25 protein-coding genes are annotated in these 26,298 nt (G+C 62.9%); 7 read left to right on the top strand and 18 right to left on the bottom strand.

Annotated features, from left to right (window positions below; all coding sequences use genetic code 11):
- Positions 1-11: 11 nt before the first annotated feature.
- Positions 12-2,801 (bottom strand): alpha-amylase family glycosyl hydrolase, encoded by a 2,790-nt coding sequence (locus tag ACZ881_RS07000; RefSeq protein WP_476113609.1) that lies wholly within the window; start codon positions 2,799-2,801, stop codon positions 12-14.
- 318 nt (positions 2,802-3,119) lie between these two features.
- Here ACZ881_RS07000 and ACZ881_RS06995 point away from each other — a divergent pair, with 318 nt between their 5' ends.
- Both ACZ881_RS06995 and ACZ881_RS06990 read left to right on the top strand, forming a co-directional pair.
- Positions 3,120-3,317, top strand: a complete 198-nt coding sequence (locus ACZ881_RS06995; RefSeq protein ID WP_017197046.1) for a hypothetical protein — start codon at positions 3,120-3,122, stop codon at positions 3,315-3,317.
- Positions 3,314-3,544 (top strand): hypothetical protein, encoded by a 231-nt coding sequence (locus ACZ881_RS06990; RefSeq protein ID WP_054808809.1) that lies wholly within the window; start codon positions 3,314-3,316, stop codon positions 3,542-3,544. The genes ACZ881_RS06995 and ACZ881_RS06990 overlap by 4 nt, the downstream gene beginning before the upstream one ends.
- 74 nt (positions 3,545-3,618) lie before the next feature.
- Here the strand turns inward: ACZ881_RS06990 and ACZ881_RS06985 are convergent, their stop codons facing one another.
- From ACZ881_RS06985 to ACZ881_RS06965, 5 genes are all read right to left on the bottom strand, one after another.
- The gene (locus ACZ881_RS06985) at positions 3,619-4,662 is read right to left on the bottom strand and encodes a lactonase family protein (protein WP_476113606.1); all 1,044 of its coding nucleotides are present in this window, start codon (positions 4,660-4,662) and stop codon (positions 3,619-3,621) included.
- Between the two features lie 2 nt (positions 4,663-4,664).
- Positions 4,665-5,495: an aldo/keto reductase gene (locus tag ACZ881_RS06980; protein ID WP_476113604.1), complete on the bottom strand. Its 831-nt coding sequence runs from the start codon at positions 5,493-5,495 to the stop codon at positions 4,665-4,667.
- Between the two features lie 61 nt (positions 5,496-5,556).
- Positions 5,557-6,594: an NAD-dependent epimerase/dehydratase family protein gene (locus ACZ881_RS06975; RefSeq protein WP_476113602.1), complete on the bottom strand. Its 1,038-nt coding sequence runs from the start codon at positions 6,592-6,594 to the stop codon at positions 5,557-5,559.
- On the bottom strand, positions 6,591-7,562 hold the full coding sequence (locus ACZ881_RS06970; protein WP_091464631.1) for an aldo/keto reductase: 972 nt from the start codon (positions 7,560-7,562) through the stop codon (positions 6,591-6,593). Before ACZ881_RS06970 ends, ACZ881_RS06975 begins: the two co-directional genes overlap by 4 nt.
- Before the next feature lie 34 nt (positions 7,563-7,596).
- Positions 7,597-8,418: an aldo/keto reductase gene (locus ACZ881_RS06965; RefSeq protein WP_476113598.1), complete on the bottom strand. Its 822-nt coding sequence runs from the start codon at positions 8,416-8,418 to the stop codon at positions 7,597-7,599.
- A 186-nt stretch (positions 8,419-8,604) separates the two neighbouring features.
- Between ACZ881_RS06965 and ACZ881_RS06960 the strand changes: the two genes are divergently transcribed.
- Positions 8,605-9,480: a helix-turn-helix transcriptional regulator gene (locus ACZ881_RS06960; protein WP_476113595.1), complete on the top strand. Its 876-nt coding sequence runs from the start codon at positions 8,605-8,607 to the stop codon at positions 9,478-9,480.
- A 62-nt stretch (positions 9,481-9,542) separates the two neighbouring features.
- On the opposite strand, the gene ACZ881_RS06955 is transcribed toward ACZ881_RS06960, so the two are convergent.
- Together ACZ881_RS06955 and ACZ881_RS06950 are read right to left on the bottom strand one after the other, a co-directional pair.
- The gene (locus tag ACZ881_RS06955; protein WP_011773002.1) at positions 9,543-9,752 is read right to left on the bottom strand and encodes a dodecin; all 210 of its coding nucleotides are present in this window, start codon (positions 9,750-9,752) and stop codon (positions 9,543-9,545) included.
- Positions 9,753-9,865: 113 nt separating this feature from the next.
- Positions 9,866-10,672 (bottom strand): SDR family oxidoreductase, encoded by an 807-nt coding sequence (locus ACZ881_RS06950; protein WP_476113589.1) that lies wholly within the window; start codon positions 10,670-10,672, stop codon positions 9,866-9,868.
- 160 nt (positions 10,673-10,832) lie between these two features.
- On the opposite strand from ACZ881_RS06950, the gene ACZ881_RS06945 reads away from it, so the two are divergent.
- Positions 10,833-11,264 (top strand): universal stress protein, encoded by a 432-nt coding sequence (locus ACZ881_RS06945; protein ID WP_054808808.1) that lies wholly within the window; start codon positions 10,833-10,835, stop codon positions 11,262-11,264.
- Positions 11,265-11,345: 81 nt separating this feature from the next.
- On the opposite strand, the gene ACZ881_RS06940 is transcribed toward ACZ881_RS06945, so the two are convergent.
- The 7 genes from ACZ881_RS06940 to ACZ881_RS06910 form a co-directional block, all read right to left on the bottom strand.
- Positions 11,346-13,022 (bottom strand): thiamine pyrophosphate-binding protein, encoded by a 1,677-nt coding sequence (locus ACZ881_RS06940; RefSeq protein WP_476113585.1) that lies wholly within the window; start codon positions 13,020-13,022, stop codon positions 11,346-11,348.
- Entirely contained in the window at positions 13,019-13,810 is a 792-nt protein-coding gene (locus ACZ881_RS06935; RefSeq protein ID WP_476113582.1) for a cyclase family protein, read from the bottom strand. Before ACZ881_RS06935 ends, ACZ881_RS06940 begins: the two co-directional genes overlap by 4 nt.
- A gap of 7 nt (positions 13,811-13,817) precedes the next feature.
- Positions 13,818-15,452, bottom strand: a complete 1,635-nt coding sequence (locus tag ACZ881_RS06930) for a phytoene desaturase family protein (RefSeq protein WP_476113579.1) — start codon at positions 15,450-15,452, stop codon at positions 13,818-13,820.
- 42 nt (positions 15,453-15,494) lie between these two features.
- Positions 15,495-17,249 carry a flavin reductase gene (locus ACZ881_RS06925; RefSeq protein WP_476113577.1) on the bottom strand — a complete coding sequence of 585 codons (1,755 nt, stop codon included), beginning with the start codon at positions 17,247-17,249 and terminating at the stop codon, positions 15,495-15,497.
- A 27-nt stretch (positions 17,250-17,276) separates the two neighbouring features.
- Positions 17,277-18,518: a styrene monooxygenase/indole monooxygenase family protein gene (locus tag ACZ881_RS06920; protein ID WP_476113575.1), complete on the bottom strand. Its 1,242-nt coding sequence runs from the start codon at positions 18,516-18,518 to the stop codon at positions 17,277-17,279.
- Between the two features lie 34 nt (positions 18,519-18,552).
- A complete protein-coding gene (locus ACZ881_RS06915) occupies positions 18,553-19,341 on the bottom strand; it encodes an SDR family oxidoreductase (protein WP_476113573.1) in 789 nt (262 codons plus the stop codon).
- A gap of 123 nt (positions 19,342-19,464) precedes the next feature.
- Positions 19,465-19,614: a hypothetical protein gene (locus ACZ881_RS06910; protein ID WP_175538765.1), complete on the bottom strand. Its 150-nt coding sequence runs from the start codon at positions 19,612-19,614 to the stop codon at positions 19,465-19,467.
- Positions 19,615-19,834: 220 nt separating this feature from the next.
- On the opposite strand from ACZ881_RS06910, the gene ACZ881_RS06905 reads away from it, so the two are divergent.
- The gene (locus ACZ881_RS06905; protein ID WP_476113571.1) at positions 19,835-20,758 is read left to right on the top strand and encodes an AraC family transcriptional regulator; all 924 of its coding nucleotides are present in this window, start codon (positions 19,835-19,837) and stop codon (positions 20,756-20,758) included.
- 25 nt (positions 20,759-20,783) lie between these two features.
- Here the strand turns inward: ACZ881_RS06905 and ACZ881_RS06900 are convergent, their stop codons facing one another.
- The 3 genes from ACZ881_RS06900 to ACZ881_RS06890 form a co-directional block, all read right to left on the bottom strand.
- Positions 20,784-21,776, bottom strand: coding sequence for a Fic family protein (locus tag ACZ881_RS06900; RefSeq protein ID WP_476113569.1), 993 nt, complete (start codon positions 21,774-21,776; stop codon positions 20,784-20,786).
- Between the two features lie 293 nt (positions 21,777-22,069).
- Positions 22,070-22,771 carry a FadR/GntR family transcriptional regulator gene (locus ACZ881_RS06895; RefSeq protein ID WP_476113567.1) on the bottom strand — a complete coding sequence of 234 codons (702 nt, stop codon included), beginning with the start codon at positions 22,769-22,771 and terminating at the stop codon, positions 22,070-22,072.
- Between the two features lie 75 nt (positions 22,772-22,846).
- Entirely contained in the window at positions 22,847-23,665 is an 819-nt protein-coding gene (locus ACZ881_RS06890; RefSeq protein WP_476113565.1) for an alpha/beta fold hydrolase, read from the bottom strand.
- A 129-nt stretch (positions 23,666-23,794) separates the two neighbouring features.
- Here ACZ881_RS06890 and ACZ881_RS06885 point away from each other — a divergent pair, with 129 nt between their 5' ends.
- Together ACZ881_RS06885 and ACZ881_RS06880 are read left to right on the top strand one after the other, a co-directional pair.
- Positions 23,795-25,285 (top strand): four-carbon acid sugar kinase family protein, encoded by a 1,491-nt coding sequence (locus ACZ881_RS06885; protein WP_476113564.1) that lies wholly within the window; start codon positions 23,795-23,797, stop codon positions 25,283-25,285.
- A gap of 84 nt (positions 25,286-25,369) precedes the next feature.
- A complete protein-coding gene (locus tag ACZ881_RS06880) occupies positions 25,370-26,272 on the top strand; it encodes an NAD(P)-dependent oxidoreductase (RefSeq protein ID WP_091464645.1) in 903 nt (300 codons plus the stop codon).
- Positions 26,273-26,298: the final 26 nt, after the last annotated feature.

Genomic DNA, 26,298 nt, shown 5'->3' with positions numbered 1-26,298 from the left:
ACCTACTTGGGTTAGCGGACGGTGACCAGATGGCTGGCGGCGTCGTACCGGAAGGTGACCGGGCCGCCGTCGTGCTTCAACGCGATGTTGCTGCCGTTCGGGGCTCCGGACAGGCCGTAATTCTCGGCCCATGAGCCGTTGATGGCGGCCTTGAACTCGTAACTTCCTGCGGCGAGATCGGGCACAGTGAGCTTCCAGAGTCCATCAGCGGCATCCAATGCCAGCTGGGCCTGGGCGCAATCCGGCATCCAATCACCCGCGCAGCCGAGCTCGGAGTTCAGGCTTCCCGGCACGGAGACCGCCGCTGGCTGCTGGCCCGGAACCGCTGCGCTGATCACGTTGGTGGCGTGGTCGTACAGGAACGTGACAGCGCCGCCAGCGTGCTGGAACACCACGTTGGGTCCGTCCAACTCGCCACCGGCACCGTAGTTTTCGTCCCAGGTGCCGTTGAGCGCAGCCTTGAACTCGTAGCTGCCCGCCGGCAGGTTGGGGACGTTCAGTTGCCACAACCGATGCGTCGGCTCGTAGCTCATGAGCGCTTGCTCGCAGCCCGGCTGCCAGTCCTCGGTGCAACCCAGTTCGGTGTTGAGGCTGCCAGCGACGGTGACGGTTTCGGGTTGGGTTGGTTCTCCCACGACGCCGCTCTTCGGCTCACTCGTCGACGTCTGCCCGCGGTTGTCCAACACCACGGCGCGATACTCCACTGAGGACCCCGCCTCCACGGACGATACGTCGTGGAACACCTGGTAGGGCGCGTTGTCGTCGGTGCCGATCGGCGTCCACTCGCCGCCAGCAGTGCGCGCCTGGAAGGTGACTTCGTAGAACGAGTTACCGTCGACGTCGGCCGTCACCTTCAGGCGAGCAGCGTCACCAGCCGCGGTGACTGGTTTCTTGAGCACGACGCCGGGTGCTGCCTTGGATTTGGCAAGTCGCCCCGCTGCTTCGTAAACCACAGCCGAAAGCGGCGGGACGGTGACGGCCAGGTTTGCCTGGGAGTCGGTCTTGGCGTTCTTCGCGGCGTCACCGTAGATCAGCTTGAACGGCTGCTTGGCTTCATACGTGGGGATCGCCGCGGTCTGGGCGGTCTCGCTGTTGTTTACGGCAACGATGTACTCGCGCTGGTCCTTGGCGTCGATGCGGGAGAAGGCGTAGATCCCTGCACCATCCGCTGCAAAGCGGTTCTGCTGGGCACCGCTACGGAGCGTTGGATGCTCAGCCGTGAGGGCCGCGAGTTCGCTGATCTTTTTGTACAGCGGGTGCTGGGTGTCGAAGTTGTCCGTGGCGTGGGTGGAGCCGGTGCCCAAGAGATCGTCATCCAGGTATTCCTGGACCTTGCTCGCGAACATCGTCTGCCGTGAATCCTGGTCCCCGCCGGCACCGGTGAAGCCCTGCTCGTCGCCGTAATAGATCACGGGGTTGCCGCGCGAGAAGTACATCAACTCATGGGCGAGCTCGTCGCGTTCCACCAGTTCGCCCTCGGTTGCTCCTACGTTGTCCTGGGCGATGAAGGTGCCGATGCGGCCCATGTCGTGGTTGCCCAGGAAGGTAGGCAGTTGGTAGACGTTGGAGTCGGCATCCGTGTACCAGTCATCCCCATTGAAGAAGTCCGCCAGGCCGGTTGCCTTGCTGCTCTGGGACGCGAAGCTCCGGGCCGCTCCTTGGAAGCCGAAGTCCAGCACCGCCTGCATCTGGTTCTTGGTGGTGAACTTGGACGTGATGCTCTTGGAGGTGTCGAAGACCTCGCCGAACATGAAGAACTCGTCCTTGCCTTGTTCCTTGGCATAGCTGAGAACCTGGGGTCCGAACTGCTGCCAGAATTCGTCGTTGACGTGCTTCATGGTGTCGATGCGGAAGCCGTCGATCCCGAAGTCGCGGATCCACGTTTTATAGACGTCCATCATCCCGTTCACCACCTTCGGGTTCTCGGTGAACAGGTCATCCAGCCCAAAGAAGTCGCCGTAGAGGGAGTCCTCACCGGCAAAGTTCGTGTTGCCGCGGTTGTGATAGAGCGTGGGGTCGTTCAGCCAGGACGGAACCTTGACGTCCTTCTCTGCCTCGGGGACCACTGGCGTGTACGGGAAGGACGTCGCCGGATCCAGCGCGGGGAAGTCCTGCGTCCCGGCATAGTCGCGGTCATCGAAGACCTCCCCGGCAGCGGTCAGATAGGGTTCCGCTTCCTTGGAAATGTAGGGAGCCGAGGCGGTCTCCTCATACTGGATCACGTCCGCGGTGTGGTTGGTGATGATGTCGAAGTACACCTTCATGCCACGGGCGTGTGCGGCATCGATGAGGGTCTTCAACTCGGCGTTGGTGCCCAAGTGGGGGTCGATCTGGGTGAAGTCCGTGACCCAGTACCCGTGGTAGCCGGCCGAACTGTTCGCCAGGGTGCCGTCACCCTGAACCGCCTTGTTCTTGAAGCTCGGTGTGAGCCAGAGGGAATTGGTGCCCAGCCCTTGAATGTAGTCCAGCTGGTCCTGGAGGCCCTTTAAGTCGCCGCCGTTGAAGAAGCCTTTGCGGGTGGGGTCAAAGCCGGACACCATCGGATCGGTACCCAGCCCGCCGTCGTCGTTGGTCTTGGTGCCGTTGTTGAAGCGGTCGGCCATGACGAAGTAGAAGTTCTGGTCGCTGACACCGCCTCGGATTGAGTGCTGGGCGGCCGGATCGGGTGTGCTGGCTGGTGCGGCACCTGCGGGGAGGACGGCCGAGGCGGTGAGTGCCGCCGTCGTCAGCACAATTGCTGCGATTCGGCCGAGTGGTGGGCGCTGGGGGCAGAGGTGGTGTCTATTGCTGCGAGATAACAAGTGATGGAACCTTCCGCTAAGCGACAGTGCTGTGGGACAAGGATGCTGTGTGGCACGTCACAACTGTAAGCGCTTCCGTGATCTCATGCCATAGATAGCAGGCATTTCGGATTATGACGGGCTGCTTCGGTTCCGTTTATTGGAAGCGCTTGCACCGTTTCTAGCTGAAATTGCGCGGACTTTTCACTGTGCCTCTGCATGGCGCTGGCGGGAAACGTTATGCACTTGCCCATAACCAAGCTCGCGTGACTTGCATAGGGTTGAAGAGATCTGCTTCACAAAACGCCCCCGATCTACCTCCAAGGATGAGTTTCAACGATGAAGAGCATCGCCCTCCTGCGCGAACGAGCCACCCGCGTCATGCCTACCGGATCCCACTGCCCGGCGTCAGGCCTGTGGAGCCCGGATTCCGATCCCGATGCCGTCCAGGTTTTCGCGGAAGGCCACATTCTGCCGGCACACAATGGCGTACCCACTGTGTGGCGCCGCCGCACTGCCGCTGAAGTGTCGGCATGACCAGCACCATCCTGAACAGGCCCGCCGATTACCGCCACGTACCGGCGGCAGAATGGACTGAACTCAGCTCCGGCGATCCCGTGTGGATCTACGACGTAGCGTGGGGTGCCGGGACCGGCCGCGTGGACGATGTTTCCAAGCACCAGGAATTGCTCTGGGTCATCCTTGAACCGACCGGTCGCAGGCTCATCTGCGGAACGGACGACGTCGAGGTCTGGACCGTCTAAAAAGACTCGCCGAGGTGGCATTTAATACCAATGTCTGAGCGGATCATACGTATTAAATGCCATCTCGGCGTCAGTTAAACGGCGGGAATCAGCACGCTCGGAGAGCCCGTCTCCACCCGACTCATAACGCCGTCCGGCAGGCCGGTTTCACGGTCCAGTTTGAAGCTCACGACGTCGTCCGAGCCTTCGTTGGCGACGTACAGCCAGCCTTCGCGGACCAGGTGGTGGCGCGGCCACTCGCCGCCGCACGGCACGTCTGCGACGGGCTCCAGCTCGGCCCCGCCGTGGGTCACCTTCAAAACACAAATACGGTTGGATCCCCGCACGCCAACGTAAGCGAAGCGGCCGTCGGGCGAGAGCGCAATCTCCGCACCGGCGTCGCCCTCTTTTGCCCCGGTGGCACTCGCCGGAACCATGGTTGTGAGCTCGTAAGTGCCGTCCGGTTCCATCCGAAGTGCGGCTACTTCCACGGAATATTCCGTGTCCACGAACACAGTACCGCTGTGATGGCGGGCCATATGCCGGGGCCCGGAGCCCGCCGGCAGGATCACCTGATGATCCTGCCGCAATCCTTCGCCGGGCGAGTACCGCCACACCCTGACCAGATCATGCCCCAAGTCTGTGGTCATGACACGGCCGTCCGGGAGCATCAGGCTTGAATGCGCCCGACTCGAGCGCGGCTCGTCCGGAGATGTTGCAGTGTGGGGATCGACGGCGGCTGCCGCAATCGTGCGCGAGGTGATGGCGCCGTCGTCGTCCAGTTCGTACAAGATCACTTGGCCGTCACCCCAACAGGTGGCCACAATAAAGCGTCCCTGCGGATCGGCGGCTACGTGGCAGGTCGCTTCGCCTGCGGGCCAGGGATCGCCAAAAGCCTCCAGCCCAGCATCCCCCGTCCGGCGATACGCGCGTACGGTCTTGCCTTCCTCGGCTACGGCGTAGACCACCGGGAGTGACGGGTGCAGTGCAAGGAACGATGGTGAGTTGGCGGCAGTCGCCAAACCAAGGGACGTCAGCTGACCGTCATCATCGGCCGAAAGTGCGACGATGCCCTCGCCGTTGCCATTCCTGTCGGCTGTGTACGAACCAACCCAGATCAGTGCCTTTTTGGTCCCCATGCTCAGTGCCCCTGTACGTCTGAGTCCACACCGGCGTCCGGTCCGGCGTCGAGGGTTTGCAGCTTGGTGAGGTCGTCGTGATCCAGCTCGAAGTCAAAAATGTCCAAGTTCTCCTTCATGCGCTGCGGATTCGCGGTTTTGGGTATGGCCACCAAGCCCTGCTGGATGTGCCATCGGAGGACCACCTGGCCCGGCGTCTTACCGTACTTATTGCCGATGCCGGCCAACACTGGCGCGTTCAAGAGGTCGCTGCCGGCACCCAGCGGGCTGTACGACTCGGTGAGGATGCCATTCGCTTCGTTGAAAGCCCGGGCGGCGGGCCGCGGGATGGAGGGGCTGACCTGGATCTGGTTGACCGCAGGAACAACATCGGTCTCCCTGAACAGTTGGTCCAGGTGGGAGGGCTTGAAGTTGGAAACACCAATGGACCGTGCTTTGCCGGAGGCCTTCAGTTCCTCGAAGGTCTTCCACGTGGACACGAACTCACCCCGGCGGGGGAGCGGCCAATGGATCAAAAGGAGATCGACGTATTCCAGCCCCAAGCGCTCCAACGAGCCGTCCAGCCCTGCCACGGCTTTGCCGGAACCTTGGAATTCCCCATCCAATTTGGTGGTGATGAAGAGCTCTTCGCGATTCACCCCGCAGGCCCGGATGCCGTTGCCCACGCCCTTCTCGTTGCCATACTTCTTCGCCGTGTCCACGTGCCGGTAGCCGTGAGATACCGCCTCCACCACGGCATCGGCAACCTGGACATCATTCAACGGCCACGTGCCGAGCCCCAGTTGCGGGATCTTGTGGCCGTCGTTGAGTTCAATGAGCGGGGCAATTGTCATGCGCGTGATCTCCTTTGGGTCTGTTGCTGTTCTACGCTTGCCGCTTGCTGCTTGGCAACAGCTACCGCCGCGACCATTCATGGAGCCGATCACTCAACTCCATAAAATCCTCGCTCACTGTCTGCAGCTCAGGGTGGGCGTCGTGCCACGCGACGATCTCCCTGGCGCCGTCCGCGAACGGAATCGTGGCCCTGTAATCAGGGACGATTGCCTTGATTTTAGAGTTGTCGAACACCACGGAGTGCGAGCGGTCGCCCAACAGATTGGGGCCGAGCTCGGAACTGTGGGCTGCGATGGTGTCCGAAGAAACGTGGAACAGTTCCGGTTCCTCCACCCCGGCCGCACGCGCAAACAAGCGGTAGATCTGGTTCCACGGCAGGAACTCGTCCGAGGTAATCGTGTAGCTCTCACCCACGGCTTGCGGTCGGCCCAGAAGACCGACGAACGCCTTGGCGAAGTCCCGGCTGTGGGTCAGCGTCCAGAGAGACGTTCCATCGCCGTGCACCATGATCGGCATTCCGGCCCGCATCCGGTGGATGTCGGTCCAGCCGCCCACCATGGCGATCTTGGTCCGGTCGTAAGTGTGGGATGGTCGCACTACGGTCAGCGGGAAATCCTGCTCACGGTAGGCCTCGAACAGCAGTTCCTCGCAAGCGATCTTGTCCCGAGAGTACTGCCAGAACGGGTTCTTCAGCGGCGTCGATTCCAGAATCGGCAGCGTAGTGGGTGGCTTCTGGTAAGCCGAAGCGGAACTGATGAAAACGTACTGTCCGGTCCGCCCACGGAACAGTTCCAACCCGGCCCGCGCCTGGTCCGGTGTGTACGAGATGAAGTCCGCGACGGCGTCGAACTCTCTTCCTTGAAGTACCTCGCGCACGGCGGCGGCGTCCCGGACGTCCGCATGGAGTACTTCCGCGTCTTCCGGCACCGGCCTGCCGGCTGACCTTCCCCTGTTGAGGATGGTCAGCCGGTGGCCCAATGCGACGGCGCGTTCAGCCGCCGCCGCACTGATGACCCCGGTCCCGCCGATGAAAAGGATGTTCCGCGGCGAGACGGTGTCCGCTGCCGGTCCGAGGGCGTCGGGGAGAGAACTGCTCACCAGGCGTAGTCCTCGGGGGCAGTGCGGTGACCCGGGAAGATGTCGTCGAGGCGCTTGAGGGCGTCCTCGTTCAGGGTGACGTCCAGGGCGCGGATAGCGGCATCGAGCTGTTCCTGGGTTCGGGGCCCCACGATCGGGGCTGTCACCGCAGGCTGGTGAAGCAGCCACGCCAGCGCTACATCTCCGGGGGCGTGGCCCAACTCATCCGCAAAATCCTCGTACTGGCGGATCTGTTCCTCATGCTTCTTGAGGGTCTCAAGCGCCCGGCCCTCGGCACGGCGAACACCCTGCTCTTCCTTCTTCAGCACACCACCAAGGAGCCCACCCTGCAGCGGGGACCAGGGGATCAGGCCCAGGCCGTATTGCTGTGCGGCCGGAATGACTTCAAGCTCAACTTCGCGCCTGAACAGGTTGTAGATGGACTGCTCGCTGACCAGGCCCGTGTAGTTCCTCCTCCGGGCGGCTTCCTGGGCTTGGGCGATGTGCCAACCCGCAAAGTTGCTGCTGCCCGAGTACAGGATCTTGCCCTGCTGGACAGCTACCTCGATAGCCTGCCAGATCTCGTCCCACGGCGTATCCCGATCGATGTGGTGGAACTGGTAAATGTCGATGTAATCCGTCTGCAGCCGCTTCAGGCTCGCATCGAGTGCGCGGCGGATATTGAGCGCCGACAGCTTGGACTCGTTGGGGCGGTCCGTCATGGTGCCATACAACTTGGTGGCCAGGACGGTGCGCTCGCGGCGCTCGCCGCCCTTCGCGAACCATCGGCCGATGATTTCCTCGGTCCATCCGCGGTGCCCGGTTCCTCCGTACACGTTGGCGGTGTCGAAGAAGTTGATGCCGGAATCCAGTGCGGAGTCCATGATCGAGTGGGCTGTCGCTTCATCCGTCTGCGGACCGAAGTTCATGGTGCCCAGGCAAAGACGTGAAACTTTCAGGCCGGAACGGCCCAGATGCGTGTACTGCATGTTTGTCCTTTTCTTAGAGCTGGGTGAAAGCTGCTTAGAGCTGGGTGAAAGCAGCGACGGCGGGATCGGACCCTATCCGGGCGCCCGCCTCGAGTGCCGTGATGGCAGCCAGTTCGGATTCGGTGAGGGTGAGATCGGCCGCGCCGAAGTTCTCGCGCATCCTCTTCGAGTCCGCGGACTTGGGGATCACAATCGTCCCCTGGGCGAGGTGCCAGGCCAGAATCACCTGTGCAGGGGTAGTGCCGTGGGCAGCAGCCACCAGGGCCACCTGCTCGGAGTTCAGGTCCTTGCCCTGCCCCAGCGGGCTGTAGGCCTCCACTGCGATGCTGAGGTCGCGGCACTTGTTGGCCAGTTCGCCCTGCTGGTATGTGGGGTGGACTTCAATCTGGTTTACGGCGGGAACCACATCTGCTTCTTTTAGCAACGTGTCCAAGTGGTCCGAGAGGAAGTTGGAGATGCCGATGGCCCGGACCTGCTTGTCCTGGTACAGCTTCTCCATTTCCTTCCATGCCTGCGTGTAGAGGCCCTGCGACGGGACAGGCCAGTGGATGAGGTACAGGTCGATAACGTCAAGGCCCAAGGCGTCGCGGCTGCGCTGGAAGGCGTCATAGGCCTCGCCTTGCTCCCCGTTGCGGAGCTTGGTGGTGATAAAGAGTTCTTCCCGGGGGATCCCCGAGGCCGCGACGGCAGCGCCGACTCCTGCCTCGTTGCGGTAGGCAGCCGCGGTGTCGATATGACGGTAGCCGGCTTCCAGGGCGTCTTCCACGACCTTCTGCGTTTCCTCAGCAGGTACTTGGAAGACCCCGAATCCGAGCTGGGGGATGGTGACGCCGTTGTTCAATGTCAGCTCTGGCATGACGGTCTCCTTCGACGGAATGGTTATGGTGGTGACACTCCAGAAAGCGTTTTCGGAGGCTCTGTACTGAGCCTATGCACTTTTGGTGGCAGAGTCAGCAATCCAACCTGATCCTGTTTTTCCTAGGTCTGGTAGTCCTACCCAAAATGGTGGTCTTTCACACGCCCCGAACGGCAGAATGGACGGATGGGTCAAAGCGCCGAGTTCGGTAAATTCCTCAAGGTCATGCGTGCCCGCCTCTCACCCGAGGACGCTGGAGCGCAAGAGCCCAGCGGTGCCCGCAGGGTGCCCGGACTCCGTCGCGAAGAAGTTGCCCGACTCTCCGGAGTGAGCACCGATTACTACACCCGTCTGGAACAGGGACGCAACATCCACCCATCCAAGGCGGTCCTCGACTCTGTTGCCCGCGCATTGCGCCTTGACGCGGGGGAGCAGGCGCACATGATGGACCTGCTGGAGCACTGTGCGGGTTCTGCAGTCAACCCCGGCCCCGTGCAAAAGGTGAGGCCCGGGCTCCGGCAGCTACTCGACGCCGTCGGCGATGTTCCGGCCATGGTGCTGGGCAGGCGCGCCGATGTCCTGGCCGGAAACCGGATGGCTCACCTGCTTTTCACCGACTTCACTGCGCTGCCGGCCGCGGAGCGCAACCTGACGCGCTGGATCATTCTGGACCCGTCCGCCGGGGCATTGTTCAGGGACTGGAAAACCGTGGCCGCTGAAGCCGTGGGCGCCCTCCGGATGGACGTGGGCCGGCATCCGAACGATCCGCAGACCAACCAACTCGTGGGCGAGCTGGCCGTACACAGCGAGCATTTCCGGCAGTGGTGGGCCGGGCACAGGGTGGCATCGCGATCCGCTGGAACTGTTCGGCTGCACCACCCGATTGTGGGTGACCTGGAACTGAACTTTGAGACGCTAAGTCTCCCGGACGACCCCGACCAGGTGCTGAGGATCTATTCCGCGAAGGCCGGTTCGCCGTCGTCGGACGCTTTGACGCTGCTGAGCTTCGATGAGGCGACCGCCGTGCCCGAACCCGAACCCGCCCGCCGAGACGACAGTTAACGCCCATGTTTTCGGAAAACATGGGCGTCAACTGCCATCTCGCGGGATGGGTAGAGGGGTGATCAGCGCTCCAGGCGGAAACCAAGCTTGATGGTGACCTGCCAGTCGGCCACGGCGCCGTCCTCAAGGTGGCCGCGGATTTCCTTGACCTCAAACCAGTCCAGGTTCCGCAGGGTTTGGGAGGCTGTTGCGATGCCGTTCTTGATCGCGTCGTCAACGCCTTCGGTGGAAGTTCCTACAATTTCGGAAACGCTATAGGTGTGGCCAGCCATGGTGCTCCTCATCAACGTCTTACGAATCTCTGGAATAGAAAATCAGGCCCGCTAGGCAGGCCGTTCATGCAGACTAGCCCACGGATCACCGTGCGGCCAGAGTCTGCAGGGGCTTAGCTTTCGCGCCAGTCGTTGCTGGTGATGTGTGAACCTGCCTGTGGTCCCATCTGCAACATTCCGCCGTCCACCGGCCACGAAGCGCCGTTGACGTAGCTGGAATCCGGTGATGCCAGGAAGGCGATGACGGCGGCGATTTCCCGGGCATCTCCGGGGCGTCCCAGCGGCACCCCGGGTCGTTCCTTCTGCCTGGGGTCCTGGTCTTCCTGGCCGGTCATGGGAGTGGCTATTTCGCCCGGTGCCACGTTGTTGGCCGTGATGCCATACTCAGCGAGTTCCAAGGCCATGGTCTTGATGAGGCCACCCAAGCCATGCTTCGATGCGTCATATGCCGACGCCCCGACCCTGGGCTGGAACTCGTGGACGCTGGTGACGGCGATGATGCGGCCACCACGCCCGGCCTTCACCATGCGTTTGGCAGCAGCCTGCATTGCCACGAAAGCGCCGTTGAGGTTGGTGTCCAAGGTGGACATCCACGTGTCGTAGTCCAGCTCAAGGAACTTAGTGCCGTCGCCGGTTCCCGAGTTGTTGACGAAGACGTCCACGCCGCCAAGTTCCTCAGCGAGCTTGTCGATGGCCGCGGCCGTTCCCCGGACATCCGTGGTGTCCAGTTGGTGGACCACTGCTTTCCGACCCAGGCCGCGGACCTCCTCCGCGGTTTCCTCAGCGCCCTGCTGATCCGAGTGCCACGTGATCCCCACGTCCATTCCTGCTTTGGCCAAGGCCACCGCGGTGGCCCGCCCGATGCCGGAATCCGATCCCGTGACGATGGCGGTCTGCGGGGAAAATGGTGCGTCGCTCATTGTCTTGCCTTTCGGTCGTGTGATCGCTCCGATGCTTAATCACTACCCAGTGATTCCGGCCGTAAACACTCCCGGCGCAAAAGGGTCATCCCGGCGGATGGGGATGGAGTGTAGATTTCTTGCAGCAGCACCCAGTGATTCCCCACAACCAGGAGTACTCATGTCAGAAGTTATTGTGGTCGGCGTTGACAGCAGCGAGACGGCCAAGCGCGCAGCAGTGGCAGCAGCGAAGCTCGCCACCGCCCTCGGCGCCGAACTGCACGTGATCAGCGGCTTCTCCGATGACCGCATTGAAGAATTCGGCAGCGGCAGCGACCGCATCACCGTCTCCTCCGCGGACTCCGCGGAATACGTGGCCCGCAAGGTTTCCGAAGAGCTGGACGTTCCCGCCGGCAACATCAAGTACTTCGCAGCCCGCGGCACACCGGCCAACGCCCTCATCAACTACGCCGAGACCAACAACGCCTCGCTGATCGTGGTTGGCAACAAGCGCATGAAGGGCCTGGGCCGCGTCCTGGGCAGCATCGCCAACAGCGTGGCGCATGGTGCTCCCTGCGACGTGTACATCGTGAACACGGACGTCGACGCATAACCACCCCAAGTAAGTGACAGCAAACGTCGCTATGACCGCTCATAGCGACGTTTGCTGTTACTCAGTTGGGCGGCCCGGGGCTTAGTGGCCCTGAAAGGCCTCAGCCAGCCACCACGAGCCGCCGTCGGAGGCGATCTTCGCGTCGATGACCAGCGGCCGGTCTTGTGTTCCGGCTTCATAAGCGGCGATCCACGGGCGTACGGCGTCCAAATCCGACACGGTCCGGACGGTGATGCCTTCGGCGCCGAATCCGCGGGCGATGGCGGCGATGTCGGTATCGGGGAACACGACGCTGGAAAGCTCTGCTTCCGAGTGCTTCGAAGCGAAGTGGTGGACCTCGGCTCCGTAGGCGGCGTCGTTGTAGACGATGGACACCAGCGGGAGTTTCAGCCTTGCGGCGGTCTCCAGCTCGCTGATGCCCATGAGGAATCCGCCGTCACCTGCACCGAGGACCGGCAAGCGGTTCGGCTGGGCAAGTGCTGCGCCGATGGCCGTGTACAGTCCGAGCCCGATGGCTTGGAAGGCTTGGGTGAAGCAGAATCCGTACTCGTCCGGCACAGCAAGGTATTGGCTGGGATAGCCCATGAAGTTGCCCGAATCCACGGCCACGATCCTTTCGGCCGGGAGCAGGGTGTCGAGTTCGCGGGTGAGGACGCGGGGATCGATGGATGTTGCCGTGGACAAGTCTTCAGTCTCCACGTCTCGCCACCGCGAACCCTGTTTGATGGCCAGCGCGTTGGCCTCGGTGCGGTACTTTTCTGCCGGTTCGGGCTGTGAACCGGTCAGCGCGGCCAGCACATCGGCCGCGGTCAGCCCCGAATCGCCCAAGACACCCAGTGAAATGGGCCGGTTAGCGCCCAGGGCAGAGTCTTCGACGTCGATCTGCACCACCGTGGTGCCGGCGGAAATCAGCCGTCCGTGCCGCATGGTCCACATGTTCAGCGCGCAACCCCATCCCACGATCAGGTCGGCACCGCTGATGAACCCGGCAGTGGCAGGCGAGGAGAATCCGCCCGAGATACCCAGGTTGTGGGAATCGCCGTTGAATAGCCCGCTCGCCACCGCGGACGTTGCCACCAGCGCGCCAGCATGCCGGGCCAGCGCCAGTATTTCGTCCCGGGCGCCCCGCCCGCCGCGTCCGGCAACGAACACCGGCCGTTCAGCTTTCGCTATCAGTGCGGCCAGTTGCTCCACGGCGCCAGCGTCCGGGCGCACCTTCAACGGTTGAGGCACGACGACGGCACTCACCTCGTCCGCGGCGGCTCCGCTTTGAACGTCCAGCGGCAAACTAAACACCACGGTGCGGCGTTCATTCACCGCAGTCCGGAAGGCCCTGACAGTGTCCGCGACGGCTGTTGCGGGGGAGTGGATGCGTTCGGCCACGGCTCCGACGCTGCGGGCCAGGGCGTCTTGATCGATCTTGAAGTTGGACCGGATGGCCGCGGCCTGGGTATCGGCGGTCAGCACGATCATCGGCGTCCGGCTCTTCGCTGCCTCACCGATGCCGGTGATGGCGTTGCTCAGCCCGCAGCCTTGATGCGTGGTGACCACCCCGACTTTCCCGGACATCCGGGAGTACGCGTCGGCCATGGTCGCCGCACCGCCCTCGTGCCGGGTGGCCGTGAACGGGATGCCCTCGGCCATGAGGGTGCCGGTGACATCGAAGTTACCGGAGCCGACCACGCCGAAAACATGCCCGACGCCGAGCTTCGCCAGCGTCCTGCCCACCAACGTGGAGACCCGTACTTGTTCGCTCATGCTGCTACCCCCGTGTCCTTTTCGACCAGTGCGAACACGCGGCTGGGGCTGCCGGTGCCGCCCACGATAGGCAATGGCGCCACTACCAACGTGGCACCAGTGACGGGGAGCCGGTCGACGTTCCGCAGCGAGGTGACGCCGTACTTGTCTGCGCCCAGGAGGAAGGAGTGGACAGGGAACATCGGATCCAAGCCGCCGGCCTGGCCGGCGTCAATGCCCACGGTTTCCACACCGAAGCCGCTGATTGAGGCGTTACCGGCAAGCCACTTGGCACCCGCGGCAGAGACCCCCGGGGTGTGGGGACCGGCGTCGTCCGCGTTGACGAATGCCGCCGCATCAGTGCCACGGGCCGCCCATCCGGTCCGGAAAATGACCCAGCAATTCTGAGGGAAGGCACCGTGCTCTTCCTGCCACTGCTCAAAGTGTTCAGGTTCCAACAGAAAATCAGGGTTGCCGGAAACTTCGGCTGTCTTGTCCATCACGGCAATGGGACCCACCAGTCGGTGTGGTTCAATCTGGTCCACGGACTTTCCGTCCTTACCCGTGATCCAGTGGACCGGGGCGTCCAAGTGCGTCCCGGCGTGTTCGCCCACGGTGACGTCGTTCCACGCCCAGGCCGGACCGGCGTCGTCGAAATTGCTCACCGGCGAAACGGACAACCCCACCGTGTTCGCGAACGGCTGCGGCAGGTTCAGGATGGGGGTCTCGGAACTGAGCGGCGTGGTGAGGTCGATGATCTCCACGGAACCACTCGAAAGGGCTGCAGTGAGCCCGGCCAGAACAGACATTGTTCTCCTATCGCTTGCTTGGTTTCAGTGCTGATTGAATAAGGGAAAATCGTGAGGGTTTCGCGGTCAATTTCTGCGCAACCAGATGTCCGGAACCGCCGGAAAGCCCGGGACCGGGATGGGTTGAAGCGCCGATGTGCCACAGCCCTTGGACGGCAGTCCGGTGTCCGGCGGCGGAGGGGAAGGGCCGCCACAGCAGGTTTTGGAAGAGCTCCGCGGAACCGCCGTAGGGGTCTCCGTTCACCGAGTTGGGGTTGGCCGAGGACAAGTCCGTCGGCGCCAGAATGTCCGAAGCAAGAACAGTGGCGCGTGTGCCCGGAGCGAACTGTTCAATCCGTGCCAGGACCCGTTCCAGATATCCCTGCTTCAGTTCGTGGGTCCAACCTTCGGTAACCGACAGTTGGCCCGCCGCATCACCCACGGGAGAGAACGGCACTTCCTGCAACTGCAGCCACAGCGTGGCCTTGCCCTCCGGAGCCCGCGACGGATCCAGGACGCATTGCTGCCCCAGCACCACCGTTGGTTCGCTGGGCAGGAAGCCGGCTTCGGCTTGGGCGCAGGCAATTCCCGTGCTGTCCGAGCCGTTGCTGATGTGAACCAGCGGAACGCTGTTGAGCCTGGGATCGAGCCACTCGACAGGACGGTCCAGGGCCAGGTGGATCTGCATGGCCCCGCGGCCGTTTTGGTAGCGTTCAGCGGCTTCGGCAGAACCGGCCGGTGGCTGGCGAAGGAGTTGGGTGTAGAGGGCCTGGGGCGATACGTTCGCGAGCACCGTGTCTGCGGTGACCACACCTTGCGATGTCTGCACTCCGGCCACGGCACCGGATGAGTCCACCAGGATCTCGTCGGCCTCCGCACCCAGCATGATCCGGACGCCGTTGTCCCTGAGCAAAGAGTCAAAGGCAGCCACAAACTGCGAGGCGCCGCCCTTCACAACAGGAAGCCCGAAGCCGTGCATGCTCATGGCCATCACGGGCAGCATGACTCCACCGATTGCCTGGTCCGGGCCGAGCCCTGCGTGCAGGAGCCAGGGCGACCACAGCTGGTCCGCTTCCCACCCGTCAAAGCGGCTGCGGGTGTAATTCCGGCCGCTCATCACGGAATCCCGGACAAAGGCCTCCGTCCCTGAGAAACGCCCGCGTCCCACTGCTCCGAAGGCAATCTTCGCCACCTCCCCAAACGACCGAAGTTCCGCCCCGAAAGCCCCGAACACGGTTCCGGCATTGCGGCCCAGATCATCGAGCATGGCCAGATACGCGGCCCCATCGCGTGGCTCCTTGAAAGCAGCGGCTGTTTCGGCCGGGTCCCTGTGTGCGATGACCACGCGGTGGGCTCCAGTGACAGGATCCGAAGCGACGCTGGCCGTCACTGGGCCGGAGGTGTTGCAGTACTCCAGACCCCGGCGGTGCAGTTCTTCTCCCAACGCCGAGTAGGCGCCGCCGGACACGAACAAAGGGTGCCAGGAGGAGAAGGTGTCGTGGATGAAACCCGGGAGGGTACGCTCCGCGGATTGGATGAACCCACCCAACCGATCCGAGCGCTCAATGATGCACACGCGCTTCCCTGCCAAGGCCAGCTCGGCTGCCGCGACCAGCGAATTGATGCCTGAGCCTATGATCGCGACATCAAGGGGATGCTCCATATCCGTTCCTTTCAGAAGTGCACAGAAGTCAAAAGGGAGTGCTTAGAAATCCGGATGGCTGGCAGTGGCGTGGTATTTTCCGCCGTGGAACACCAGGGGAGCGCCGTCTTGGTGGTTGTAGCTTTCCACCTCACCCACGTAGATGACATGGTCCCCGGCATCATGTCGCGCGACGGTGCGGCACTGGAATGTTGCTACTGCACCCTCCAGTAGCGGAACACCGGCGATGCCGTCAGCTGTTTCCACGCCGGCGAACTTGTCCGTGGCGGGCGTGGCGAACTGTCGGGACAGGACGTGCTGGTCACTCGCCAGGATGTTGATGGCAAAATGCGTTGCGTCCTCGAAATCGCCCAGGCTGGGGGCGCGTTTGCTGGGGCACCAGAGCACCAGCGGCGGATCCATGGACACTGACGTGAAGGAATTCGCGGTCATGCCCACTTTTCGGCCGTCCGCAGACACAGTGGTAACCACCGTGACGCCCGTGGCGAACTGACCCAACGCACCCCTGAAGTCCCTCACATCGAAGGCAGCAGCATCGTCCTCTTTCCGGGCCTGCATGAAGTCAGCGGCCGCGGTGGGATCGAACCACCAGGGGTATGACGTCCGGGGATCATCGAAGCCGCTGACGATGCTTGCCGCCAGTGCCGGATGGTCAGCGGCTTCACGGAGGAGCGTCTTCTGATGATCGCGGCGTGGCTTCAGGAGATCGTTGGTCCACTCCACCGCCCATTGCCCCCAGCCGCGCCAAAATTCGTCGAAGGTGCGCTCCATCCAGGCACGGTCAAAAGGCTGCTGGCCTCGGCGAACTATCGAATCAAGGTAGTACTTCGCGGCCAGGGTGGCGTTGTTGGAACCCTGCCCGGTGAGGGGATCGTTGAGGACCACGGCGTCACCGAGCCCGAACACCAGCTTCCCGTTGCCGAGTTCCCCGACGGCGGACCTCACCGTGGGCGTGATGCGCCCCAGGAGCGTCGCGCCGCTGTCGGTCAGCTCCGCGGTGGCAAAGTTTTCTGCCTCGTGCGGGAAATGTTCCCGCAGGATTTCCAGCGAACGCTCGAGCTGCTCTTCGGGGGTTCCGACGTCGGTCCAGCGGTCCATGGGGCCGCCCACCACGCCCTCGAACACCATCATGCGGCAGGGGCCCGATACGGTCAGGCCCGGGAACGTGAAGAATTCGCCGACGCCGGGGGCCATGGACATGCGGATGGCGTCGCCCGCGCTGCCGGTACCGGTGGCGGACGAGCCGGCGGAAGCACCGTCGTCGGACGTGACGTAGTTCAGGGCCAGTACCCGCTGCGGCCGGTCGAAGGGCGACTTGGCCTTGTCCCGCGGGAAGATCTGGCCGATCTCGCCCTTGCCGGTGCTCACAATGACCAGCTCGTAGTCATGGGCGAGTTCCTCCAGCATGCGCGGGGTGACCTTCTCAATGCGGAAGTCACCGCCGGCTGCAACAAATGTTTCGATCCAGAGGGCACTTTTGATGCGCTGGTCAATGGACCGGGCGGGACCGTCCAGGGGTGCTTCCCATTCGATGGGTTCATCAGCATCCACACGTAGCCGGATTGAGGTGATGCCAGGGACGGATCCGGATTCGTAGAATTCGGTGAGCGCCGTTCCCATGTGGGCTTCGGCGTCGAGGGCGGTGGAGAACATGCACTGGCTGGACATGACCTTGCCGGTGCGGATCTGGGCAGCGGAACGGTCGGACAGAAGCGTCACCGCGTAGCCGTCACGTTGCAGGCCCAAGGCCAGCTGGGCGCCGGATTCGCCGGCCCCCACGATTGCTATCTTTCGCATGGTTGAGTCCTTATTAGCAGGGTCGTGCTACGAAGCTTTGGCGGCAGACAGGTCCGCGAGGTAGCTCGCGGCTTTATCCGGATACATAAACCACTCCTGGAATTCCGGTGGGTGGTTGAAGCCGTTCGCGAAGCGATGCGCGATAGCCGGCTCGCTGTTCGCAGCCCCCAAGAGCTCGAGGACATGGGGCGGAGGCGGAGCCAGGAGGGCATTCGTCCAGTGTGCAACGTGCTGCGCGTAATCCCAATAGCGCTCAAAAGTGGCCTGCATGAACGGCGCATCGAAGGCCTGTCCGTAGTGGGCGATGATGCTGGCCAGATACGACGCCGCGCACTTGCTGGCGTTGTTGGAGCCCTGTCCGGTGATGGGATCGTTCAACACCACGACGTCGGCCAGGCCCAGTACCTGCCTGCCGCTGGGCAATGTGGCAATCGGGTGGCGGACGGTAGGTGCGAAACGTCCCTGAAGCACGCCGTTGGGATCGGTCAGTTCCACATCCGTGGCACGCTCGGCTTCCCACGGCAGGAAGGTGTTGAGGATGTTTCTGGAGTTCTCCAGGTGTTCCTCGGGGGACAGGCCCTTCCACGTATCCATGGGGCCGCCCGGAACTCCTTCGAAGACCATGATTTCGCAAGGGCCGGAGGTGGTCAGTGCCGGGAAGACGAAGTATTCGCCAACGCCCGGGATGAGATTGAACGAGACCGCGGAGTACTCTTCCCGCGGCCTTAGGCCCTTCACGTAGGTCAGGGCCAGTGCGCGCTGCGGTGCGTCGTAGGTGCTGCGTTCGGCGTCGCGGGTGAACAGTTGGGCGATCTCACCCTTGCCGGCGGCCACAATCACCAGATCCGAGTTCTGCGTGTATTTCTCCAGCTCAGCTACGCCGGCATCTTCGAGCACCAGCTCGCCGCCCCGTGCGGTGAACTCCTCCATGAACTTGGGGAACTTCACCCGCTGATCGATGGACTTGGCGTGGTTGTCCAAGCGGGAAGCCCAGCTGATGGCCTTCTCGCCCGGCAGTTCGGGGTGCGGGATGGTGAAGGAGATCCCGTCCACGGTTGGCGCGTCCGGCCAGAAGTCCAGCCCGAGGTCACGCTCGTGCTCCAGGGCGTTGTGGAAGATGCACTGGCTGGAGGCTACTTTGCCCTCGGCGATCTCTTCGGGTGTGCGGTTGGAGATCGTGGTCACTTGGTAGCCGGCGTCGAGCAGGCCGATGCCGAGCTGCAGTCCGGACTGGCCGGCGCCGACGATGGTGATGTGGCGTTGCGTCATGATGTTTCCCTTTTCTCTGGTCTGGTTGCGATGGTCAGTTGGAGGCAAGCAGGGGAATGGTTTCTTCAGCGCGTTCCGGCCCCAGGGCGGAGTAGCCGCCGTCCACAGCCCAGTCCGCCCCGGTCACAAAGCTGGCTTGGTCACCGGCGAGGAACGCGACGACGTCACCCACCTCGTGCGGGCGGCCGACGCGCTTGAGTGCGTGGAACGGGGCCGCCACGGAGTCGGTCTTCTCGAGGCTCCCGTTGCTGAGCGAATCCATGATGTTGCTCCACACCCAGCCGGGGCTCACGGAATTTACCCGGATACCGTCCGCTGCGAAGTCCACGGCCATGCTGCGGGTGACCTGGACCAGGGCTGCTTTGCTGGCCGGGTAGAGCCAGCGGCCGGTCTGGGCTACTGAGCTGGAAATGGAGGTGAAGTTGATGATGGCGCCGTGGCCGGACGCCTTGAGGTAGGGGCGGGCCGCATTGCTTGCCACCACGGCGCTGACCAGGTTGACGTTGAGTGCTTCGAGCCAGTCTGCTCGCCCGGAGGCTGCGCCGTCGTCCTTGTAGGTGCAGGCGAGGTTCACCAGAATGTCCACGCTGCCGTGCTGTGCAGCCGCCCCGCTGACCAGCCGGTTCACAGCGTCATCATCAGTGATGTCAGTGTGGGAGTAATGGATTCCTTCGCCCAGCCCGGCGGTGAGTGAGGCGCCATCGGGGTCTATATCCGCCACCACCACCGTGGCCCCGGCGTCCCGCAATGCGGTGACCACGCCTTGGCCAACCTTGGTGGCTCCACCGGTAACAATTGCTGTCCTACCCTTGAGTGCTGACATGTGCTGAACCCTTCCCGCGATGACGATGTTACGTAAATATGACGTGCGTCATATTTGCCCTGCAAGCGACTCTAGGCAGCCACTGCCGGAGGGAATATCCACTTGGCGCGGGAATTATCCGAATTACGCAGGGTCTTCCTCTTCCTCGTGCCAACCAACCCACGCTGCGGAAGTGAGGTGGGTTTCCCTGGCCTGAAGTTCCGCCGCCCAGAGTTCGAAGTGGCTCCTGTCCCATTCGTCCCTGCGGTCATGTACCACCTTGATGTTCTTCACTGGCCCTCACCTCGCTTCGGCTGTTGGTATGGTTTGTGAGCTGCGTCATACTTGTCTTAAAAGCGACTCTAGACAGACGCTGCACTCCGGAATATCCACTTGGCGCGGGGATCATCCGAAAGGCGAAAAGCTCCAGAAAACCGTGTGACGCAATTACCCGTGAAGTAGGTGGCGGATGGTCAGGATTCTTGCCCGTGATGTTTTGCGCGGGCAGCCAACTATGGCCACAACCAATGTGGACGAGGCACATGCCAAGATTGCGGAGTTGTTTTGCAGCCATGAGCTCGCCCCGCGGACGCGCGCATCCTTGATGGACATGAAGCTGCGTTCCTTGCACCGTGGCGACGTTGGGATCGAATTCCTGGATTACGGGGCCGACGTTCGGATTGAACCCGAGGGCTTGCAGGATTTCCATCTGGTGCAGATCCCGCTGGCCGGACACGCTTCCATGCAAGTGGGCTCCAGGACGGTGGAATCCAGTCCCCGCATGGCCACGGTTCCGCCTATCGACCGCCCATTTTCCATGAGCTGGGACGGCGGCAGTCCGCACCTGATTGTCTACGTGAGGCGCTCCGCGCTGGAGCGGGTGGCCGGGCAGTTGTACGGAAACAGCGCCGTGGACCTGGGCTACGGCATGGACCTTTCAGGTGCCGCCGGCCGCGCATTCTTGAGGTCCGTCGTCGAGCTTCATGACGACATGATCAGCCAGCCACAGGCCGCGGCTCCCGCATTTGTGCAGGGTTTGCTGGCGGACAGCATGGTGTCACGCTTGCTGATGGCGATGGAGATGCCCAGCGGTGAGGCCCGCGATGCTGAGTCCGAAAGCCGGTTGGTCCGGGAATGCCGCGAGCTGTTGGAGCGGCATGCTTGCGAGGAACTCACAGTGCCGGACATCGCCGAGTGCTTGGGTGTATCAGTCCGAACGCTGCAAACAGCCCTCCGGGCGGAAACTGGAGCGACGCCGTCGGAGCTGTTGCGCAGTATCCGGCTGGACCGTGCCCGGGGGATGCTTCTCGAAGCGAACCCCCGCGAGCAGAGCGTCACGGCAGTGGCTGAGCTATGCGGCTTCACGCACCAGGGGCGCTTCTCTGCGCTCTACATGAAGGCCTTCGGCGAGCTGCCCAGCGAGAGCCTGCGCCGCTAACCAAGGGCATCTGCAGCCGCGGAGATCATTGTGAATCGCGCAGAATGCGGGGCAGGAATCCCAGCCGATCCAGCTCCCGAACCAGGAGGGGTGTTAGCTCACTCGGGGCGAGGCGAAGCCGGTAGGATCTCTTGCCTTCCGCCACCGGTTCAATGACTCCGCGGTCCAAGAGTTTTCGAATGTCTTGGCTTCGTGTCGCGGCTGAGCCCGTGAACGCTGAACTAAGGTCTCCCGCCTTCACTTCGACTCTGCGCGCGATGATTTTCAAGGCGAGGGCTTCTTCTCCGGTAAAGCGCGATGACGCAAGGCCTCTTTCGATAGCGGGAATCAGGAGACCTTCCGTGACGAAGTCCTTGTTGCCGAGTTTCACCAATCTGCTGAGGTCCGTCAACAATCCTTCCAAGACGTAATTCGACCAGCGAATCAAAGATTCGGGTTCGAGGGAGTCGGCGTCTTCGAGCCGTTCGTAGTAGAGGTCGCGGTTCTCCCCAAACACGGCCGTTGGGTTGAGGGCTCCGTATCCAGCGGCGTCGGAGAACCCTTGCTGTCGCATGGCTGCGTACGTCAGGAGTCTCCCGACTCGACCGTTCCCATTGCCGAAAGGATGAATCCAGACGAACCGATGGTGGGCAAGTGCGATCTTGAGCAACTCATAGTTCTGATCCACATCTTCATTGATGAAGTCCAGGAGTGCCGTCATGTCACCGTGCACGCTCCCCGGCGGTGGGGGTCGGTGCGACGAGCCACTGATGATGACATCGGCGAGTCTGTAAGCGCCAGGCGTGCGGTCCCCTTCACGTTCCAAACCGGCCACGGAGATGCGGTGCAGCTCCCGGACGAACCCATGCGTCAGTGCCGTCCCCCGGTCAATGGCGGAGTCGACGAAGGCTGTTGCTTCTTGAAGCTGGACAATTTCTTGGACCCCATCGTCCGTCGCGACGTCAGTGCGGTTCGCGTGCTGAACACCGGCAACAGCATCGACAATTGACGTGCGGTTGCCTTCGATACGTGCGCTCATGATGCTCGACAGCAATTGAAACAGAGTGCGGAGCTGCGCGAAGACCTCGGGAGGCGTGGTTCCTTCCCCTAAAGCTGCGCGAACCCGTTCAAGTTGGATGATGGCTTTCGCCAACGGAGAGCTAAAGGGAAACTCGGGAAACTCAAGTGGTCTCACGCGCAGAACTTTCGAAGGGCGACAGCAACAATTAAGAGCATGAGGCAATTCTGCCGTAAAAATCAAGGATTCTCTGATCCCGCGCCAGTGCAAGATTTAAATCAGCTGCGCCCAACACTTAAGGTGTTGTCTGCCTGTCACGCCTCCAGCACGTACGTCTTCAGATCGTCCAGCGTCTGCTGCATGTGGGCGTCCATTGCCAGGCGTGCCTCGTTGGGATTGCGCGATTCCAAAGCGGCGGCGATCTTCCGGTGATGGCCGATCGCGTGTTCCTGGATCTCCGGGAAGGCTGAAGTCTCGGCGCGCCGGGCCTCCAGGACCCTGTGCAGGGGTTCGAAAAGGACGGCCACAAAGACATTGCCGGAAGCGTGCAGGATGACGTCGTGAAAGGCGAGGTCGGCTTCCACAAACCCTGCGAGGTCGTTGACTTCGTGGGAGGCTTGCATCTTTTCCACGTGGTCCCTGAGTGCGGCGAGCTCGTCATCGGTAATGCGCTCGGCGGCCAGTTCGCATGCCCCTGTTTCGAGCATCCTGCGGAGCTCGATCAACTGGATCGCGGCCGCCGCGTCCTTGGTTCCTTCGGAGGCGGCACGCAGCACGGCTTCCAAGGATGCCCACTGATTGAGGGGGTTGACGAAGGTTCCGCGGCCGCGTTCGACGCTGAGAATCCGCTGCGCCTCGAGCGTTTTCATGGCCTCGCGCACGGTCATGCGGCTTACCTCGTGTTTGGCGCTGAGCTCCAGCTCGCCCGGTACAACCGTTCCGGGCGGAAACTCGCCCGCGATGATGCGGTCCAGCAACTCATCAGCGACGACGCCCACCAGCGACTTACGTGCCATGTATCCCCATTTCCTGTACTTCTGACCGCCCGGCTCCCCTTGGATTTCCCTCGGGACGGGTGGATGTCAGACATCTTACGCTGGCGGTGGCCAGCTTGTTTCCCAAAACTCAGTGAGTGCCTGTGCGCATTGTTCGGGCTGTTCCCAGTGGACGTTGTGGCCAGCGCCAGGGATGGCTTTCAACCGGCGATCCGGGCTTTCGGCCACAAATGCGCGCATTTGTTCCATAGGGCGCACCCGATCTCCAGTCCCGGCGATCACCAGCAGTGGCGCGCGGACGCGCCCCGGTACTGAAGGTTCGACGCCGGACATGGCCGCCACAGCGCTGGCGGACAGAACCGGGAAGGGCGTTTTGAACCCTGCGCTGAGCCGCACCATGTCTGCTGAGGGCAGATCCCCGTACCAGGCGTGCATGAGCTTGGCTATAGTCCCGGAATCGAAGAATCCTTGGTCCAGCTGCGAGCTGAGCACTGTCTTGAACCCTTGGCTCTGCGGCACCGGCGCCATACCCACCAAGGTCAGTGAGGCCACCAGATCGGGGCGGGCTGCCGCAAGTGTCAACGAAACACTGCCTCCCATCGAATGTCCCACTAGATGCACGGCACTTCGGCCCGCGGGCGCGGCACTCCGGGCGTCGAGGGCTGCTGCCACCGAAGCCGCTGCCGAGTCCAAGGTCCATTCGAAGTCCGGCGGCAATTCCTCGCCCGGGTGGTAGCCGGGGAGGTCCACAATCCAGACCTCACGGCCGGCGTCGAATAGTTTCCTGGCGAGGGGTTCCCAGTACACGGAACCGGACGCCCAACCGTGGATCAGCACTGCGGGAACCGGCTGACCTGCGGGAACGGCAGGCGTGAGGACGTTCACGAACGGGAGCGGAACAACGCTGTCAGCCATCCACCCAGCCTAGTGATGCGCAGCACCTTGCGCGGTCAAGAGCCGTGTGTCACACTAATTCAAATGTTAGATGTCTGACATCTTACATTCACCAAACCGCTACAGAGATTTCCCACGATGGAGTGCACAGTGACCCTTGAAGCCGACGTTCTGGCCGCTTTCCCGGCGGAAGTCCAGATTCCTGCTCAGTTGGTTGCCGACGCCGTTGCGGCGTCCTCGGCAACGTCTCCCCGCGTTCTGGTAGTCCTCGACGACGACCCCACCGGCACGCAGTCCGTCGCGGATCTCGCCGTGCTCACCCGATGGGACGTCGAAGACTTCACCTGGGCGTTCACCCACATCCGCGAGAACCAGACCAAGCCTGCCGTCTACGTCCTCACCAACACCCGCAGTCTGGACCCGACCGAAGCCGCAGCGCGCAACGAGGAAATCGTCCGCAATGCATTGGCCGCCGCCGGTAACTTGAGGCTCGGTTTCGTCAGCCGCAGCGACTCCACCCTCCGCGGCCACTACCCCCTGGAGCCGGACGTTATCGCCGCCACCGTGGCTGCCGAGACCGGTGAAGCCACTGACGGTGTGGTGATCGTTCCAGCATTCCCCGACGCCGGACGCGTCACCATCGGCGGCGTGCACTACATGCGTGGCGACGCCGGCTCCCTCACCCCTGTTGCGGAGACGGAATTCGCCAAGGATGCGAGCTTCGGTTTCGCCAACTCCGAGATGGCCAAGTATGTGGAGGAGAAGTCGCAGGGCCGGTTCCCGGCCAGCGATGTGATCGTCCTGGACCTGAACATCATCCGCGCCGGAGCGTCAGCGCAAGATCCCACCATCTCCGCCAAAGCGATCGCCGACGCCTTGGAGTCCGCCACCAACTCCACGCCGATCGTGGCCGACATCGTCACCGAGAACGACTTCCGTGCCCTCGCCCTGGGCTTGGAGGAAGCAGAACGCCGCGGCAAGAAACTCCTCTACCGCGTGGGCCCGCCTTTTGTCAGGGGCCGCATTGGCCAGGAGATCCGCACGGCGCTGACGTCCGAGGAGGCCTTCGCGGGCAACACTCCCTCCACAGCCGGCGGCTTGATTGTGGTTGGCTCCCACGTTGGCGTCACCACCCGGCAACTCAATGACCTCACAGCCGCGCACAGCTCGGCCCGGACCATCGAGATCGATGTGGAGAAACTCGTTGCCGAAACCCATACAGAAACGGAAGCTGACGCCTACATCGCAACGGTCGTGTCCGACGTCGTCGACGCACTTCGCCAGGGCGACGTCATAGTCCACACCAGCCGCCTGCTCATCAAGACCGACGACGCCGCAGCAAGCCTGAAGATCGCCCGCACCGTCTCGGCCGCCGTCGTCGCCGTGGTGAACCGGACGCTGAAGACCTTCCCGCCGCGGTTTGTCATCGCGAAGGGCGGCATCACGTCCTCGGACGTCGCCGCGCACGGGCTGGAAATCCGCCATGCAATTGTCCGCGGCCCCATGCTGCCGGGCATCGTCTCGCTCTGGGAGCCGGTGGACGGTCCTGCCAAGGGCATCCCGTACATCGTGTTCGCCGGAAACGTGGGCGATGACCAATCCCTGACTGAAGTCACCCGAAAGCTCAGCGCCATTTTCTAGAACCATCCCCACTTGCCCCTAACCTCGCAAGCTCGGCCAGGGAACCCGGCAAGCGTGGGCCCTACCTATTCAATGGAGAACACCATGACCAGCAGCAACTACACCGTCACCGTCCTGGGCCTGGGCGCCATGGGCCTGCCCATGGCTACCCGGCTCGCGTCCGAGCTGACTGTCCACGGCTTCGATATCGCCGAGCCCCGCTTGGAACTCGCCGCAGAAGCCGGCATCAAGACCTTTGCTTCTGCACGCGAGGCATCGGATGGCGCCGACGCGCTGCTCTTGGCCGTCCGCAACGGCGAGCAGCTCAACGACGTCCTTTTCGGCGAGAACGGCGTGGCTTCGGTACTGAAGCCAGGCGCCGTCGTGATCCTCGGCAGCACCGTTGGTACCGAAGCCATCCCCGCCACGGTGGAAAAGCTTGCGGAATATGGTGTGGCCCTGGTGGATGCGCCGCTCTCCGGCGGCCCGAAGCGCGCCGGCGAAGGCGATCTGCTGATCGTTGTCGGGGCGGAGCCCGAAGCACTTGAAAAGGCGCGTCCTGCCTTGGAACTGCTGGCCTCCACCCTGAGCATCGTGGGCGACAAGCCCGGCGACGGCCAGGCCCTCAAGACCGTCAACCAGCTCCTCTGCGGTGTCCACATCGCCGCTGCTGCCGAGGCCATGGCTCTTGCCGACGCCCTGGGACTCGATCAGGCCAAGACCCTCGCCGCCCTCGAAGCCGGAGCCGCCGGATCCTTCATGCTTTCAAACCGCGGCCCGCGCATCCTCGAGGCCTACTCCGAGGACGGCGCCGAGGTACTCAGCCGCCTGGACATCTTCGTCAAGGACATGGGCATCGTTGGTAAGGCAACCCGGGCCGCCGGCCTCGCCGCACCCGTTGCCGCCGCTGCCGAACAGCTTTACCTTCTCGGCCAGGCCCAGGGTCTCGCCGCCGCCGACGACTCTGCCGTCATCAAGGTTGTAGCGCCCGCAAAGCGCACCGCCTAAGCACCCCACCAGAACGCGCGACGACG

Source organism: Paenarthrobacter sp. TE3676 (genome assembly GCF_056279165.1).
Note: the sequence above shows the minus strand (reverse complement) of the source record. Positions and strands in the feature narration are given on the sequence as shown.

What these genes read in the sequence shown, in the direction of transcription:
- ACZ881_RS06995 (WP_017197046.1), top strand. Translation starts at nt 3,120, where the DNA reads ATGAAGAGCATCGCCCTCCTGCGCGAACGAGCCACCCGCGTCATGCCT.
- ACZ881_RS06935 (WP_476113582.1), bottom strand. Translation starts at nt 13,810, where the DNA reads ATGTCTGTTCTGGCCGGGCTCACTGCAGCCCTTTCGAGTGGTTCCGTG.
- ACZ881_RS06920 (WP_476113575.1), bottom strand. Translation starts at nt 18,518, where the DNA reads ATGACGCAACGCCACATCACCATCGTCGGCGCCGGCCAGTCCGGACTG.
- ACZ881_RS06925 (WP_476113577.1), bottom strand. Translation starts at nt 17,249, where the DNA reads ATGCGAAAGATAGCAATCGTGGGGGCCGGCGAATCCGGCGCCCAGCTG.
- ACZ881_RS06930 (WP_476113579.1), bottom strand. Translation starts at nt 15,452, where the DNA reads ATGGAGCATCCCCTTGATGTCGCGATCATAGGCTCAGGCATCAATTCG.
- ACZ881_RS06890 (WP_476113565.1), bottom strand. Translation starts at nt 23,665, where the DNA reads ATGGCTGACAGCGTTGTTCCGCTCCCGTTCGTGAACGTCCTCACGCCT.
- ACZ881_RS06880 (WP_091464645.1), top strand. Translation starts at nt 25,370, where the DNA reads ATGACCAGCAGCAACTACACCGTCACCGTCCTGGGCCTGGGCGCCATG.
- ACZ881_RS06955 (WP_011773002.1), bottom strand. Translation starts at nt 9,752, where the DNA reads ATGGCTGGCCACACCTATAGCGTTTCCGAAATTGTAGGAACTTCCACC.
- ACZ881_RS06895 (WP_476113567.1), bottom strand. Translation starts at nt 22,771, where the DNA reads ATGGCACGTAAGTCGCTGGTGGGCGTCGTCGCTGATGAGTTGCTGGAC.
- ACZ881_RS06970 (WP_091464631.1), bottom strand. Translation starts at nt 7,562, where the DNA reads ATGCAGTACACGCATCTGGGCCGTTCCGGCCTGAAAGTTTCACGTCTT.
- ACZ881_RS06965 (WP_476113598.1), bottom strand. Translation starts at nt 8,418, where the DNA reads ATGCCAGAGCTGACATTGAACAACGGCGTCACCATCCCCCAGCTCGGA.
- ACZ881_RS06900 (WP_476113569.1), bottom strand. Translation starts at nt 21,776, where the DNA reads ATGAGCGCACGTATCGAAGGCAACCGCACGTCAATTGTCGATGCTGTT.
- ACZ881_RS06915 (WP_476113573.1), bottom strand. Translation starts at nt 19,341, where the DNA reads ATGTCAGCACTCAAGGGTAGGACAGCAATTGTTACCGGTGGAGCCACC.
- ACZ881_RS06960 (WP_476113595.1), top strand. Translation starts at nt 8,605, where the DNA reads ATGGGTCAAAGCGCCGAGTTCGGTAAATTCCTCAAGGTCATGCGTGCC.
- ACZ881_RS06905 (WP_476113571.1), top strand. Translation starts at nt 19,835, where the DNA reads ATGGCCACAACCAATGTGGACGAGGCACATGCCAAGATTGCGGAGTTG.
- ACZ881_RS06990 (WP_054808809.1), top strand. Translation starts at nt 3,314, where the DNA reads ATGACCAGCACCATCCTGAACAGGCCCGCCGATTACCGCCACGTACCG.
- ACZ881_RS06985 (WP_476113606.1), bottom strand. Translation starts at nt 4,662, where the DNA reads ATGGGGACCAAAAAGGCACTGATCTGGGTTGGTTCGTACACAGCCGAC.
- ACZ881_RS06945 (WP_054808808.1), top strand. Translation starts at nt 10,833, where the DNA reads ATGTCAGAAGTTATTGTGGTCGGCGTTGACAGCAGCGAGACGGCCAAG.
- ACZ881_RS06950 (WP_476113589.1), bottom strand. Translation starts at nt 10,672, where the DNA reads ATGAGCGACGCACCATTTTCCCCGCAGACCGCCATCGTCACGGGATCG.
- ACZ881_RS06940 (WP_476113585.1), bottom strand. Translation starts at nt 13,022, where the DNA reads ATGAGCGAACAAGTACGGGTCTCCACGTTGGTGGGCAGGACGCTGGCG.
- ACZ881_RS06980 (WP_476113604.1), bottom strand. Translation starts at nt 5,495, where the DNA reads ATGACAATTGCCCCGCTCATTGAACTCAACGACGGCCACAAGATCCCG.